Raw genomic sequence first — 13,442 nt, forward strand, 5'->3', positions numbered from 1 at the left:
CACTTCGCAGTGACGGGCGTCGTCGTTGCGGCGCGATGCGCGGCGCGCGGCCGCGCCGCCCGTGTCAGCTCTCGACCACGTCGAGATAATCCTCCGGCCGCGTGCGGTCCTCCGCGTGCGTCATGCCCATCACGCGCACCAGCACGCTCACCGCCACCGACACCACCAGGTTCACGATCAGCGACCACACGGCCGCGTAGCCGGGAATCGCGAGACCGAACAGGTGGATCGTGAAGATCGATCCGGCCAGCTTCAGCGAGATCGCCATCCACGTGCCGCACACGATGCCAGCCGCCCAGCCGGCCAGCAGGCCGCGATGGTCGAGCATGCGCGTGTAGAGGCCGAGCACGATCGCCGGCAGCGTCTGGATGATCCAGATCCCGCCGAGCAGCTGCAGCTGGATCGCATACGTCAGCGGCAAGCCGAGGATGAACGCGACCGCGCCGACCTTCACGATCAGCGACACGAGCTTCGCGACGTGCGTCTCCTGCGCGTGCGTCATGTTGCGGTTCACGAACTCGCGGTGGATGTTGCGCGTGTACAGGTTCGAGGCCGCGATCGACATGATCGCCGCCGGCACCAGCGCGCCGATGCCGATCGCCGCGAACGCGACGCCGACGAACCACGACGGGAAATACTCGAGGAACAGCGCGGGCACCGCGAAGTTCGGGCCGAACGCCTTGAAGTACGGCGCGTACTGCGGCATGTCCTTCACGCCCGCCGCGAGCGCCATGTAGCCGAGCAGCGCGAGCAGGCCGAGCACGAACGAGTACGCGGGCAGCATCGCCATGTTGCGGCGGATCGAGTTGCCCGACGACGACGACAGGATCGCCGTGACCGAGTGCGGATACAGGAACAGCGCGAGCGCGGAACCGATCGCGAGTGTCGCGTACGCGCTGTAGCCGTTCAGGCTCGTCGCGTCGGGCGCCTTCAGCAGCAGCTTGGCCGGCGGCACCGACGCGAAGATGTGCCCGAAGCCGCCGAGCTTCGCTGGGATCACGATGACCGCTGCCGCGATCGTGATGTAGATCAGCACGTCCTTCACGATCGCGATCATCGCGGGCGCGCGCAGGCCCGACGTGTACGTGTACGCGGCGAGGATCGCGAACGCGATGATGAGCGGCAGGTCGCCGACGAAGCCGGTCGTGTCGAAACCGAGCGCGCCGATCACGACTTCGATGCCGACGAGCTGCAGCGCGATGTACGGCATCGTCGCGAGGATGCCCGTCACCGCGATCGCGAGCGCGAGCATCCGGCTGCCGTAGCGTGCGTTCACGAAGTCGGCGGCCGTCACGTAGCCGTAGCGCTTCGCGATGCTCCACAGCTTCGGAAACACGACGAACGCGAACGGATAGATCAGGATCGTATAGGGCAGCGCGAAGAAGCCCATCGCACCGGCGCCGAACACCAGCGCGGGCACCGCGACGAACGTATAGGCCGTATAGAGATCGCCGCCGAGCAGGAACCACGTGACGATCGTGCCGAAGCGGCGGCCGCCCAGGCCCCATTCGTCGAGATGGGCGAGATCGCCGCGCCGCCAGTTCGCGGCCAGGAAACCGATGATCGTGACGCCGATGAACAGCAGCACGAAGACGAAGGTTGCGCCGAGGTTCATCGCGCACCTCCCTGCGGGCCGCTCGCCTTCCACGCGTTCTTGGTCTTGAAATAGACGAACGCGGTAATCACCGCGCTAATGAAGACCCACAGCAGCTGGTACCAGTAGAAAAACGGAAAGCCGAACCATTGCGGTTCGATCTTGCTGTACGACGGTACCCAGACCATCGCGATCAGCGGCAGCACCAGCAGCCAGAGCCAGCGCTTGGCGGCCCGATTGGCGTCGGCATCGTGAGCCATGACGTCTCCTCTTGTTTCCCGGTTATCGATCTTGTTGAGCGGGTACGGCGCCGGGAGGAGCGGCGAAACGGGTAGGCTGCGGCTCCCCTGGCTTCGCGCCAGTATAGGAGCCGCGGGCACGCGGTCAAGCAGGGGCGAACCCGAGGTGATCCGCCCCCAGTCGCGCGGTTGCACCGGCATGCGGCCGGTGCACGAGCGTCAGATCGCGAACGAGGATTCGCGTGCGCCGGTCGTTTCTTTCAAAGCTTTCACCCACTTGCGCGCGGGCAGCTTCAGCGTGTCCTCGATCAGCTTCGCGCGTGCTTCCAGCTGCGCGAACGACACGTCGAGCACGGGGCCCGAGAACGCGATCGCGATCCGGTTGCCGTCGTGCACTTCCGGCAGCGCGATCACGCGATGGTCGAACGCTGCGTTCAGGTGCTTCATGTTGCGCACGAAGCTCGGATGGTCGCCGAACAGGTTGATCGTCGCGATGCCGGCGTCGGCGAGGCAGCCGCGCACCGCCCGGTAGAACGCGACGCTGTCGAGCACCGGCCCGCGCGCGGTCGCGTCGTACAGGTCGATCTGCAGCGCGCCGGTCGTGCCGCGGTTGGCCGGATCGTTGACGAAGTCCCATGCGTCGGCTTCGTGCACGACGAGGCGTTCGTCGTCGGGCGGCAGCGCGAACATCGTGCGGGCCGCGACGATCACGGCCGGGTTCAGTTCGACTGCCTCGACCTTCGCGTGCGGCAGGAAGCGGTGCGAGAACTTGGTCAGCGCGCCGGTGCCGAGCCCGAGCTGGACGATCCGTTCGGGCGTTTCGAGGAACAGCAGCCACGCCATCATCTGCTGCGCGTATTCGAGCTCGATGTGCAGCGGCTTCGAGATCCGCATCGCACCCTGCACCCATTCGGTGCCGAAGTGCAGGAAGCGCACGCCGCGCTCTTCCGAGAACGTGACGGGCGCGAAGCGCGGCTTGCGCGGCGCTTCGAGCACGGGCACGTCGTCGTGTTCGTCGATTTCCGGGCGGCGCTTCATGCGCGGCGGCTGGAGCTTGTCGGAGCCGTTGTAGGCGGACGCCTTGCGTTGCTTGAACGCACGCGCCTCGGCGGACGCGCGCTTGATGAGTCGGGACATGATTGAATCTCGCAGGGTGATGCTGGGTGATGCCGGATGAGCGGACGAGAGGATAGCATTGGTGGGAGGGGGTCGGCCGCACGGCAAGCGCAGGACGTGCCGAACGGTGACGATCCTTGGACTACCACTGACGACAGGGCGTCATATGACCTCGAACGACAAAAAGATCTGGTTTCCGGCCAAGCGCTACGGATGGGGATGGGGTTTGCCGGTCGCGTGGCAAGGTTGGGTCGTGTTGCTGCTGTTCGCGATCGGGATCGGCGTCACTGCGTGGCTTCTGCCGCCGAAACGTTCGCCGCTTGCGTACGGCGCCTGCATCGTTGTGTTGGTCGCAGTGCTGACAGCCGTTTGCTGGATCAAGGGAGAGAGGCCCCGGTGGAGATGGGGCAAGGACGAGTGATCACCAGGCGCGATACACGCCCGCAACACCGCCCTCCCTCCACCATCGCTCTATCGGACGGCGACATCGTGTTCCCGCGCGCACCTTGAAAATATACCCAAATAGGGATAAATTCATCGGCGGATCCGGACACCAAACCGTCCCACGGTGAAGCTCAGGCACAGCATTTACTGCTCCCTTGCTTCCAGAAGAAATCATCGAGCGGCATCGCGACACCCAGGCCGGACGGCGATCTGGTCTGCGAACGTCTGAAAGCGGCCGAGGCTCACGCAAAAGGAGAAAGGCGATGATCGAAATCGAACAGGGCAGCACGAACGTCTATGCTGACCTGGGCATGCGCGATGCCGACGAAATGCGAGTGAAGGCCCAACTCGCCGCGAAGATCGCGGAGATCATCAAGGCGCGCAAATGGACGCAGCAGCACGCGGCCCGGTTGCTCGGCATGACGCAGCCGAAGCTGTCGAACATGCTGCGCGGGCAGTTTCGCGGCGTCAGCGAAACGAAGATACTCGAATGTCTGGCGAAGCTCGGACGCGACGTGCAAATTGTCGTCGGACCGGATCGTCAGTCGGACGTTGAAGGGCATATCGAGGTCGTATTCGCCGCCTGACGATCACGCCACGCCAACGCCTTCGCAGTGCTGGCCGTGAAGTGCGGCGGCAACGCTCGGCCGCTCAGCGCGCAATGTGCCGCCACTGCTCCAGCTTCTGCTCGAACGACAGCATCGCATTCGCCGGGCTCGACGACGGCAGCACCAGCGTTTCATACCCGGCCTGCCCGATCACGTCGGCAAAGCGCCCCGCCGTCTTCCCGTTGAAACAGACCTTCTTCAGCAACGGCGCATGCTCGCGCAACGACGCAAAGTCGTTCGGCTTCGCATTCCGGATCGCAGAATCGAGACTGCCTTGCCGATGGCATGCATCGAGGACATCCCAGATGCCGATCCCGTGCGAAAGCACGCGTTCGAGCCGCGCGTCGTACACAAGCTCGTGCAGCCCGGGCTCGCCGAGCACCGCACCGAGCAACCGCCAGAACTGATTGCGCGGATGCGCGTAGTACTGCGCGGCATCGAGCGACGCCTCGCCCGGAAAGCTGCCGAGGATCATCGTGTGCGTATTCGGCCCGACGACCGGTGCAAAACCTTGCAGCATCACGCGGCCCCCCGCGGCCCGTCGCCATGCGCATCGAGATGGCGCCACAGCGCGGGCAGCATGCACTCGGTGACCATCAACGGCGTGCCGTGCCGCTGGAACACCGAGCGCCGCGCGACGAACGCGTGCGGCGCCCGCGCCCCCTGCAACGCATGGCTTGCGAGCGCATACAGCGGATGACCGGCGATCACGCGCCGGCTGACGAGCGCCGAGCGCTCGACCTGCGGATCGCTGTACAGCAGCTCCGCGAGCGGCCGCGTGCGCAACCGCCGCATCGCCTGCCAGCCCCCCTTGCTGGCCGCGAGCGGCGCGATGCTGTGCGCGGCGACGTACGGCGTGCCGTCGACCGACAGGATCACCTCGCGCACCCACATCGGCGCGCGCGGCGCACTGTCGAGCGCGTCAGGCTCGTCGAACCACGGACAGTCGACGGCCTCGCGCGTCACGCGCACGCTCACGCTGCCGAGCCGCGCGAGATGCGCGGTCAGCGAACCGCCGCGCGTCAGCCAGTCGCGCTGGTCGAGCGTGCAGCCGGGCCGGGGCGTTGCGCGCCAGCCCGCCTGTGCGCCGTCGAATCGAATCCGCTTGCTCACGCAGCGCGCGACAGCAGCAGCGCGTTGGTTCGCTTCACGAAGCTCGCCGGATCGTCGAGCATCCCGCCTTCGGCCAGCAATGCCTGGTCGAACAGCAGATGGCACCAGTCGCCGAAACTGGCGCTGTCGGCGTTCAGCTGCTTCACGAGCGCGTGCTCCGGGTTGATCTCGAGGATCGGCTGCATCGCCGGCGCGTTCTGACCGGCCGCCTTCAGCATCCGCTGCAGGTAGCCGCTCATGTCGTTGTCGTCCGCGACGAGGCACGACGGCGAATCGGTCAGGCGGAACGTGACGCGCACTTCCTTCACCTTGTCGCCGAGCGCTTCCTTCATCTTCTCGACGACCGGCTTGATCGCCTCGCCCGCCTGCTCCTGCGCCTTCTTTTCCTCGTCGTTCAGCTCGCCGAGGTCGAGATCGCCGCGGGCAACGCTCGCGAGCGGCTTGCCGTCGAATTCATGCAGGAACGACAGCATCCATTCGTCGACGCGATCGGTCAGCAGCAGCACCTCGACGCCCTTCTTGCGGAACACTTCCAGATGCGGGCTGTTCTTCGCGGCCTGCCACGTATCGGCGGTCACGTAGTAGATCTTGCTCTGCTCCGGCTTCATGCGCGACACGTAGTCGGCGAGCGACACGTCCTGCGCATCGGTGTCGCCGTGCGTCGACGCGAAGCGCAGCAGCTTCGCGATGCGCTCGCGGTTCGCGTGATCCTCGCCGAGGCCTTCCTTCAGCACCTGGCCGAACGCGCTCCAGAACGTCTTGTACTTCTCCTTGCCGGCCTCCTCTTCCGCGTTCGCGAGCTCCTCGAGCATCGACAGCGCGCGCTTCGTCACGCCTTCGCGGATCGCCTTCACGTCGCGGCTTTCCTGCAGGATTTCACGCGACACGTTCAGCGGCAGGTCGGCCGAATCGACCACGCCCTTCACGAAGCGCAGGTATTGCGGCAGCAGCTGCTCGGCGTCGTCCATGATGAACACGCGCTTCACGTACAGCTTCAGGCCGCCGCGATAGTCGCGGTTCCACAGATCGAACGGCGCGTGCGCCGGCACGAACAGCAGTTGCGTGTATTCGCTGCGGCCCTCGACGCGGTTGTGCGTCCACGTGAGCGGATCCTGGTGGTCGTGCGCGACGTGCTGGTAGAACTGCGTGTACTGCTCGTCGGTGATGTCGCTCTTCGAACGCGTCCACAGCGCGCTCGCCTGGTTGACGGTCTCGTCCTCGTCCTTCAGGACCATCTCGCCCTTTTCCTGATCCCACTCTTCCTTCTGCATCAGGATCGGCAGCGCGATATGATCGGAATACTTCTGGATGATCGACTTCAGGCGGTGCGACGACAGCAGCTCGTCCTCGCCTTCGCGCAGGTGCAGCGTGATCGTCGTGCCGCGCTGCGCGCGCTCGATCGCGTCGATCGTGAAATCGCCCTCGCCCGCGCTTTCCCAGCGCACGGCTTCGTTCGCCGGCAGGCCGGCGCGGCGCGTCTCGACGGTGATCTTGTCCGCGACGATGAAGCCCGAGTAGAAGCCGACGCCGAACTGGCCGATCAGCGCCGCGTCCTTCTGCTGGTCGCCGGACAGCTTCGTGAAGAATTCCTTGGTGCCCGAGCGCGCGATCGTGCCTAGGTTCGCGATCGCCTCGTCGCGGCTCATGCCGATGCCGTTGTCGTCGATCGTGATCGTGCGGGCGGCCTTGTCGAAGCCGATGCGGATGCGCAGGTTCGGATCGTTCTCGTACAGCGCGTTGTCCGCGAGTCCTTCGAAACGCAGCTTGTCGGCCGCGTCGGACGCGTTCGACACCAGTTCGCGCAGGAAGATTTCCTTGTTGCTGTAGAGCGAATGAATCATCAGGTGGAGGAGTTGCTTGACCTCTGCCTGAAAGCTCATCGTTTCGTGTGCCATGGATGCTGTTTCCTCTTACTTGAACTTGAATGGTGTGACGCGGGCGCCCGGCGCGCGATGCCGGAGGGCCCGTCAAGGACGACCGCCTGGCGCAAGCGGTTTGCGCGGGTATCTGGGGCCGGGCGACCGGATTTCAAGGGGCGGCGTGCCGCCCCGTCACGACGCGCGCCGCGCCGCCGACTCGATATAGCGCGCGAGAAAGCCCGGCAGCGCCGGATCCCCGCAGTTCGCGACGTTGAAGCGCGTCCACGTCGACGGCGACTGCTGCGGGGAGAACAGGCTGCCCGGCGTCAGCAGGAATCCTTCCTCGTGCGCGGCGGCCGCGAGCGCGTCCGAATCGACGCCCGTGTCGGCCCACAGGAACATCCCGGCGGCCGGCATCGCGAACAGCCGCAGCCCGGTGCGCTCGAGCATCCGCGCGGTCTTGTCGCGCACGCCGTCGAGCCGCGCGCGCAAGCGCTCGACGTGGCGCCGGTAATGCCCTTCGGTCAGGATCTTGTAGAGCACGCGCTCGTTGAGCTCCGGCGTCGTCATCCCGACCAGCATCTTCTGGTCGGTGATCGCCTTCGCGATCTCCGGCGCGCAGGCGACATAGCCGACCCGCAGATTCGCCGCGAGCGTTTTCGAATAGCTGCCGAGGTAGATCACGCGCTTCAACTGGTCGAGGCTCGCGAGTCGCGTCGCCGGGTAGCTCGGCGGGCACAGGTCGCCGTACACGTCGTCCTCGACGACGAGAAAGTCGTACGCCTCCGCGAGCTTCAGGATCCGGAACGCCTGCGCGGCCGACAGCGACGTGCCGGTCGGGTTCTGCAGCACCGAATTGATCACGAGCATCTTCGGCCGCCACATCTGCACGAGCGTTTCCAGCGCGTCGAGATCGGGGCCGTCGGGCGTATACGGCATGCCGACGAGCTGCGCACCCTGCGACGCAAAGCGGCCGAACATCTGGAACCATGCGGGATCGCCGACGATCACCGCGTCGCCCGGCTGCACGTAGATGCGCGAGATCAGGTCGATCGCCTGCGTGATGCCCGACACCATCACGAGCTGCTCGGGCTTCGCGCCGATCTCGACTTCCGCGAGCCGCGTCTGCAGTTGCTGGCGCAGCGGCAGAAAGCCCTGCGGTGTGCCGAAGCCGAGCATCTGGGCGCCGGACTGGCGCCCGAGCGCGCGCAGCGAGCCGGTGATCAGCTCGCCGTCGAGCCAACGGCCCGGCAGGTAGCCGAGACCCGGCCCCTTTTCCGGGCTGGCGGTGTGCAGCATGTTGCGCAGCAGCCAGACGACGTCGATGGTGTTGTGCACGGGCGCGGCCTCCGCCACGCGCGCCACGTTGTCGACCGGCTGCGGACCGACGGCCGTGCGCTCGCGCACGTAGAAACCGGAGCCGCGCCGCGAATCGAGATACCCCTGCGCGACGAGCCGCTCGTACGCCTCGACGACGGTGAAACGCGACACGCTCTTGTCGAGCGCGAGCTTGCGGATCGACGGCATGCGCATGCCGGGCCGGAACACACGCTCGTCGATGCGCCGCCGCGCCCACTGGACAAGCTGGTCGACGAGCGTGAGCGTGGCCGTATCGTGCGGCGCGGGGATCTGGGCGAGAGGGACGGTGGACACGGGCGGGCAACTCCAACTGTACCGAAGGCTATCGCGCCGATTGTACCGTTACTGTGCCGGTGCGGACGATTACAGTTGACCTCAAATGGCGACGTGCGGCCGCCGTTCCGGGCCGCCCGCACGCGGGTCGGCACCGCCCGGCTTGCAGCGCGGCCCGGGCATCGGCCGGTCGCGCTACCGTCCGCCCACCATGACACTTTCGCTTCCCGACCGACGTTCATGCCAGCCCGCTCCCTGACCCTCGACCATCTCGTGATCGCCGCGCGCACGCTCGACGACGGCGTACGCCACGTCACTAACACGCTCGGCATCGAACCGGCCGGCGGCGGCCGCCACCCGCTGATGCGCACCCATAACGCGCTGTTCGGCGCGTGGGGCGGGCTATACCTCGAAGTGATCGCGATCGATCCCGACGCACCGACCGCGGGCGACGACGCCACGCCGCCGCGCGCGCGGCTGTTCGGCCTCGACGATCCGGCGATGCACGCCCGGCTCGCGCACGGCCCGTTCCTCGCGCACTGGGTCGCGCGCGTCGACCGCCCGCGCCAGCTCGCGCTATGGCAGAGCCAGTACCCGGCGCGCATCGCGCCGGTCGTCACGATGCGCCGCGGCGACCTGAGCTGGGGCCTCACGGTGCCCGACGACGGCGCGTTCCCCGCGTGGCAAGGCGCCGGCGACGGCCTCGCGCCGTCGCTGATCCAGTGGGACAGCCCGCGTCATCCGGCCGAATCGCTGCCGGACAACGGCGTCGCGCTGAAGTCGCTCAAGGGCGTCCACCCGCGTGCGGACACGATCCGCGAGCAGCTCGACTGGCTCGGCGCCGGCCATCTGCTCGACGTCGAAACCGGCGACGGCCCGCCCGCGCTCGTCGCGGAGTTCGACACGCCGCAAGGCGCCCGCACGCTGCGCTGACGGCCCGGCCACCCCTTCGATTACACGAACCTAGCCAAACCCAGCAATCCGGAGACACCCAGTACATGAATTCGCGCGAAACCCGGGGCATGCTGCTCGGCCTCATCGGCGTGATGATCTTCAGCCTGACGCTGCCGATGACGCGTATCGTCGTCTCCGAACTCAACCCGCTGCTCAACGGGCTCGGCCGCGCGCTCGCCGCGTCGGTGCCGGCCGGCCTGCTGCTGTGGTGGCGCCGCGAGAGGCTGCCGACCCGCGCGCAGCTGAAAAGCCTGGCCGTCGTCTCGGCCGGCGTGATCATCGCGTATCCGGTGTTCTCCGCGTGGGCGATGAAAAGCGTGCCGGCGTCGCACGGCGCGGTCGTCAACGGCCTGCAGCCGCTGTTCGTCGCGCTGTACGCGGCGTCGCTGTCGCACGAGCGCCCGTCGAAGGCGTTCTGGGCCAGCGCGCTGGCGGGCAGCGCGCTCGTGATCGCGTTCGCGCTGCGCGACGGCGGCGGCACCGTGCAGGCGGGCGACGCGCTGATGCTCGTCGCGGTCGGCATCGGCGCGCTCGGCTATGCGGAAGGCGCGCGGCTCGCGCGCCAGATCGGCGGCTGGCAGGTGATCTGCTGGGCGCTCGTCGTGTCCGCGCCGTTCCTCGTGCTGCCGGTCGGCTGGCTCGCATGGACGCAGCACGTCGCCCATCCGGCCCCGCTTGCGTTGCGCACGTGGCTCGCGTTTGGCTACGTGACCCTTTTTTCGCAATTCATCGGCTTTTTCGCGTGGTACGCGGGGCTCGCGATGGGCGGCATCGCGCGCGTCGGCCAGGTCCAACTGCTGCAGATCTTCTTCACGATCGCCTTCTCCGCGCTGCTGTTCGGCGAGACGGTGACGCCGTCCACCTGGCTGTTCGCGGCCGCCGTGATCGCGACCGTGATGCTCGGCCGGCGCTCGGCCGTGGCCACGGCCCCGCGTGCTGCTCGCGCCGGTTGATGAGGTGCGCCATAATGTTTGTTTTGCCAGAACGGTTTTGCCCACCCGGCCGCGACGGCCCGATCGCGCTCCCGCAAGCCTACCCGGCCGCGTCGACGCAATCTGCCTGATCGACCTTTCTTGACTGACCCGATATCCGAACGAGGAGACTATGAATCCGACCGACCTGCATCCGCCGCATTGGCAGCTTTCCGAACGCGCCCGCAAGCTGACGAGCTCTGCGATCCGCGAGATCCTGAAGGTCACGGAACGCCCCGAGGTCATCTCGTTCGCAGGCGGCCTGCCGGCTCCGGCGACGTTCCCGGCCGAACGCATGCGCGCCGCGGCCGACCGCGTGCTGCGCGACGCGCCCGCCGCCGCACTCCAGTACAGCGCGACCGAAGGCTACCTGCCGCTGCGCGAATGGATCGCCGAGCGCTACAGCGTGCGCGTGTCGCAGGTGCTGATCACGACCGGCTCGCAGCAGGCACTCGACCTGCTCGGCAAGGCGCTGATCGATCCGAACAGCCCGATCCTCGTCGAAACCCCGACTTACCTCGGCGCGCTGCAATCGTTCTCGCTGTACGAGCCGCGCTACGTGCAGGTGCCGACCGACGAGCAGGGCCTGTTGCCCGAAGGCCTCACGCCCGAGCTGACCCAAGGCGCGCGCCTGCTGTACGCGCAGCCGAACTTCCAGAACCCGACCGGCCGCCGCCTGCCCGTCGAGCGCCGCCGCGCGCTCGCCGCGTTCGCGCAGTCGAGCCCGTTCCCGGTGCTGGAAGACGACCCGTACGGCGCGCTGAACTACCAGGGCGAGCCGCTGCCGACGATGCTGTCGATGGCGCCCGACCACATCGTGCACCTCGGCACGTTCTCGAAGGTGCTCGCGCCGGGCCTGCGGATCGGCTACATCATTGCCCCCGAAGAACTCCACTTCAAGCTCGTGCAGGCCAAGCAGGCCACCGACCTGCACACGCCGACGCTCACGCAGCGCATCGCGCACGAAGTGATCAAGGACGGCTTCCTCGACGAGCACATCCCGACGATCCGCCAGTTGTACGGCGCGCAGTGCGAAGCGATGCTCGCGTCGCTCGCGCGGCACATGCCGGAAGGCGTCACGTGGAACCGTCCGGAAGGCGGGATGTTCATCTGGGTGAACCTGCCCGCGCAGATCGACAGCATGAAGCTGCTCGCCACGGCCGTGGACAACCACGTCGCCTTCGTGCCGGGCGCGCCGTTCTTCGCGGACGATGCTCAACAGAACACGCTGCGCCTGTCGTTCGTGACGGTGCCGCCCGAGAAGATCGAGGAAGGCGTGGCGCGGCTCGGCAAGCTGCTGCGCGAGCGCCTCTAATCCCCCGCTTTTTCCTGTCACGACTCTCTACGAGGAATCGAACGCATGGCTAACGTCTACGACAAACTGAAGTCGCTCGGCATCGAGCTCCCGACCGCCGGCGCACCGGCCGCCGCCTACGTGATGAGCGCGCAAAGCGGCAACACGGTCTACCTGTCGGGCCACATCGCGAAAAAGGACGGCAAGGTCTGGGCCGGCAAGCTCGGCGCGGATCTGCAGACGGAAGACGGCAAGGCGGCCGCACGCTCGATCGCGATCGACCTGCTCGCGACGCTGCACGCGCACACCGGCGACCTGAACAAGGTCACGCGCATCGTGAAGCTGATGAGCCTCGTCAACTCGACGCTCGACTTCACCGAACAGCACGTCGTCACGAACGGTGCGTCGGAACTGATCGCGGAAGTGTTCGGCGACGCGGGCAAGCACGCGCGTTCGGCGTTCGGCGTCGCGCAGATTCCGCTCGGCGCATGCGTCGAGATCGAGCTGATCGCCGAAGTCGCGTAACTCACGTCACGCGATCGTCACGATGACTAGCCACGGCGTCCGTTTCAAGCAGGTCGACGTCTTCACGTCGGTACCGTTCAAGGGCAACCCGCTCGCGGTCGTGTTCGACGCCGATTCGCTCGGCGACGACGACATGCTCGCGATCGCCCGCTGGACGAACCTGTCGGAAACGGCGTTCGTGTGCACGCCGACCGATCTGGACGCCGATTACCGCGTCCGGATCTTCACGCCGGGCGGCGAACTGCCGTTCGCCGGCCACCCGACGCTCGGCACCGCGCACGCGTTCCTGGAAAGCGGCGCGCGACCGCGCACGCCGGGCGTGCTGATCCAGCAATGCGGCGTCGGCCGGGTTGAGCTGCGCGAACTGGCCGACGGCTGGGCATTTGCCGCGCCGCCGGCTCGGTTCACGCCGCTCGACCGGGCCGACTATCCGGTGCTGGCGGCCGCGTTGCGCAGCAATGCGATCGATCCGGACGCCGAACCGTGCGCGGTCGACAACGGCGCGCCGTGGCTCGTCGTGCGGCTCACGTCGGTCGAAGCCTGCATCGGCCTCGCGCCCGATCCGGCCGCGCTCGGCGCCCTCATCCACCGCTACGGCGCGCACGGGCTCGCGGCGTACGCGCCCCACCCCGACGACGGCCCCGCGACGTTCGAAATCCGCTGCCTGATGACGGGCGACGGTTTCGGCACCGGCGAGGATCCCGCCACCGGCAGCGCAAACGCCGCGCTGGCCGAGCTGCTGAGCCGCCAGCAGCGCCGCCCCGGCACGTCGTATACGGCCCGCCAGGGCACGGCGATCGGCCGCGCCGGCCGCATTGCCGTTCGCTATGACGACGACGGCACGATCTGGATCGGCGGCAACGTCGTGACGGTCGTGGACGGCACGTTCCAGATGCCCGCCTGACGTTTCGTCGTTTCGCCACGTGCGATGGCCCGGCCGACGCCCTGAGGTTGCCCGTCTATCGCAAAAACGTTCCAGCCAGTAATATCGGGCCTAATCCGTCGCTTCGGCGGGTCTGTCCATGGTTGCGCATCCCGCGAACGAACAGACGCCGGGGCGACCCCAACCATAGCCGGCCATCCCGACGAGGAT

Annotated in this window: 14 protein-coding genes; 7 read left to right on the forward strand and 7 right to left on the reverse strand. The window is 67.4% G+C overall.

Features of this window, described 5'->3' with window-relative positions:
- Positions 1-64: 64 nt before the first annotated feature.
- From mctP to BAMB_RS12030, 3 genes are all read right to left on the reverse strand, one after another.
- The gene (mctP, locus tag BAMB_RS12020) at positions 65-1,615 is read right to left on the reverse strand and encodes a monocarboxylate uptake permease MctP (protein WP_011657555.1); all 1,551 of its coding nucleotides are present in this window, start codon (positions 1,613-1,615) and stop codon (positions 65-67) included.
- Positions 1,612-1,854, reverse strand: coding sequence for a DUF3311 domain-containing protein (locus tag BAMB_RS12025; RefSeq protein ID WP_011657556.1), 243 nt, complete (start codon positions 1,852-1,854; stop codon positions 1,612-1,614). Before BAMB_RS12025 ends, mctP begins: the two co-directional genes overlap by 4 nt.
- Positions 1,855-2,052: 198 nt before the next feature.
- A complete protein-coding gene (locus BAMB_RS12030; protein ID WP_011657557.1) occupies positions 2,053-2,970 on the reverse strand; it encodes a class I SAM-dependent methyltransferase in 918 nt (305 codons plus the stop codon).
- Positions 2,971-3,115: 145 nt separating this feature from the next.
- Here BAMB_RS12030 and BAMB_RS12035 point away from each other — a divergent pair, with 145 nt between their 5' ends.
- Positions 3,116-3,370 (forward strand): hypothetical protein, encoded by a 255-nt coding sequence (locus BAMB_RS12035; protein ID WP_011657558.1) that lies wholly within the window; start codon positions 3,116-3,118, stop codon positions 3,368-3,370.
- 286 nt (positions 3,371-3,656) lie between these two features.
- The gene (locus BAMB_RS12040; protein WP_011657559.1) at positions 3,657-3,980 is read left to right on the forward strand and encodes a helix-turn-helix domain-containing protein; all 324 of its coding nucleotides are present in this window, start codon (positions 3,657-3,659) and stop codon (positions 3,978-3,980) included.
- Between the two features lie 64 nt (positions 3,981-4,044).
- Here the strand turns inward: BAMB_RS12040 and BAMB_RS12045 are convergent, their stop codons facing one another.
- The 4 genes from BAMB_RS12045 to BAMB_RS12060 form a co-directional block, all read right to left on the reverse strand.
- Positions 4,045-4,521, reverse strand: a complete 477-nt coding sequence (locus tag BAMB_RS12045; RefSeq protein WP_011657560.1) for a DNA-deoxyinosine glycosylase — start codon at positions 4,519-4,521, stop codon at positions 4,045-4,047.
- On the reverse strand, positions 4,521-5,102 hold the full coding sequence (locus BAMB_RS12050) for a chorismate--pyruvate lyase family protein (RefSeq protein WP_041491384.1): 582 nt from the start codon (positions 5,100-5,102) through the stop codon (positions 4,521-4,523). Before BAMB_RS12050 ends, BAMB_RS12045 begins: the two co-directional genes overlap by 1 nt.
- An 8-nt stretch (positions 5,103-5,110) precedes the next feature.
- Positions 5,111-7,009, reverse strand: coding sequence for a molecular chaperone HtpG (gene htpG, locus BAMB_RS12055; RefSeq protein WP_011657562.1), 1,899 nt, complete (start codon positions 7,007-7,009; stop codon positions 5,111-5,113).
- 156 nt (positions 7,010-7,165) lie between these two features.
- Positions 7,166-8,626 (reverse strand): aminotransferase-like domain-containing protein, encoded by a 1,461-nt coding sequence (locus BAMB_RS12060; protein WP_011657563.1) that lies wholly within the window; start codon positions 8,624-8,626, stop codon positions 7,166-7,168.
- A gap of 219 nt (positions 8,627-8,845) precedes the next feature.
- Here BAMB_RS12060 and BAMB_RS12065 point away from each other — a divergent pair, with 219 nt between their 5' ends.
- The 5 genes from BAMB_RS12065 to BAMB_RS12085 all read left to right on the forward strand — a co-directional run bounded on the left by BAMB_RS12065 (position 8,846) and on the right by BAMB_RS12085 (position 13,253).
- Positions 8,846-9,538 (forward strand): VOC family protein, encoded by a 693-nt coding sequence (locus BAMB_RS12065; protein ID WP_011657564.1) that lies wholly within the window; start codon positions 8,846-8,848, stop codon positions 9,536-9,538.
- Between the two features lie 65 nt (positions 9,539-9,603).
- A complete protein-coding gene (locus tag BAMB_RS12070) occupies positions 9,604-10,512 on the forward strand; it encodes a DMT family transporter (RefSeq protein WP_011657565.1) in 909 nt (302 codons plus the stop codon).
- Positions 10,513-10,663: 151 nt separating this feature from the next.
- The gene (locus BAMB_RS12075; protein ID WP_011657566.1) at positions 10,664-11,845 is read left to right on the forward strand and encodes an aminotransferase-like domain-containing protein; all 1,182 of its coding nucleotides are present in this window, start codon (positions 10,664-10,666) and stop codon (positions 11,843-11,845) included.
- A 45-nt stretch (positions 11,846-11,890) separates the two neighbouring features.
- Positions 11,891-12,349: a RidA family protein gene (locus tag BAMB_RS12080; RefSeq protein ID WP_006478174.1), complete on the forward strand. Its 459-nt coding sequence runs from the start codon at positions 11,891-11,893 to the stop codon at positions 12,347-12,349.
- Between the two features lie 22 nt (positions 12,350-12,371).
- Positions 12,372-13,253 (forward strand): PhzF family phenazine biosynthesis protein, encoded by an 882-nt coding sequence (locus BAMB_RS12085; protein WP_011657567.1) that lies wholly within the window; start codon positions 12,372-12,374, stop codon positions 13,251-13,253.
- Positions 13,254-13,442 lie beyond the last annotated feature (189 nt).

Origin of the sequence: Burkholderia ambifaria AMMD, assembly GCF_000203915.1 — a bacterium.
Classification (GTDB): domain Bacteria; phylum Pseudomonadota; class Gammaproteobacteria; order Burkholderiales; family Burkholderiaceae; genus Burkholderia; species Burkholderia ambifaria.

Bases quoted from the DNA above. Each gene is read 5' to 3' on its own strand.
- mctP (WP_011657555.1), bottom strand. From the start codon at position 1,615: ATGAACCTCGGCGCAACCTTCGTCTTCGTGCTGCTGTTCATCGGCGTC.
- BAMB_RS12025 (WP_011657556.1), bottom strand. From the start codon at position 1,854: ATGGCTCACGATGCCGACGCCAATCGGGCCGCCAAGCGCTGGCTCTGG.
- BAMB_RS12030 (WP_011657557.1), bottom strand. From the start codon at position 2,970: ATGTCCCGACTCATCAAGCGCGCGTCCGCCGAGGCGCGTGCGTTCAAG.
- BAMB_RS12035 (WP_011657558.1), top strand. From the start codon at position 3,116: ATGACCTCGAACGACAAAAAGATCTGGTTTCCGGCCAAGCGCTACGGA.
- BAMB_RS12040 (WP_011657559.1), top strand. From the start codon at position 3,657: ATGATCGAAATCGAACAGGGCAGCACGAACGTCTATGCTGACCTGGGC.
- BAMB_RS12045 (WP_011657560.1), bottom strand. From the start codon at position 4,521: ATGCTGCAAGGTTTTGCACCGGTCGTCGGGCCGAATACGCACACGATG.
- htpG (WP_011657562.1), bottom strand. From the start codon at position 7,009: ATGGCACACGAAACGATGAGCTTTCAGGCAGAGGTCAAGCAACTCCTC.
- BAMB_RS12065 (WP_011657564.1), top strand. From the start codon at position 8,846: ATGCCAGCCCGCTCCCTGACCCTCGACCATCTCGTGATCGCCGCGCGC.
- BAMB_RS12070 (WP_011657565.1), top strand. From the start codon at position 9,604: ATGAATTCGCGCGAAACCCGGGGCATGCTGCTCGGCCTCATCGGCGTG.
- BAMB_RS12075 (WP_011657566.1), top strand. From the start codon at position 10,664: ATGAATCCGACCGACCTGCATCCGCCGCATTGGCAGCTTTCCGAACGC.
- BAMB_RS12080 (WP_006478174.1), top strand. From the start codon at position 11,891: ATGGCTAACGTCTACGACAAACTGAAGTCGCTCGGCATCGAGCTCCCG.
- BAMB_RS12085 (WP_011657567.1), top strand. From the start codon at position 12,372: ATGACTAGCCACGGCGTCCGTTTCAAGCAGGTCGACGTCTTCACGTCG.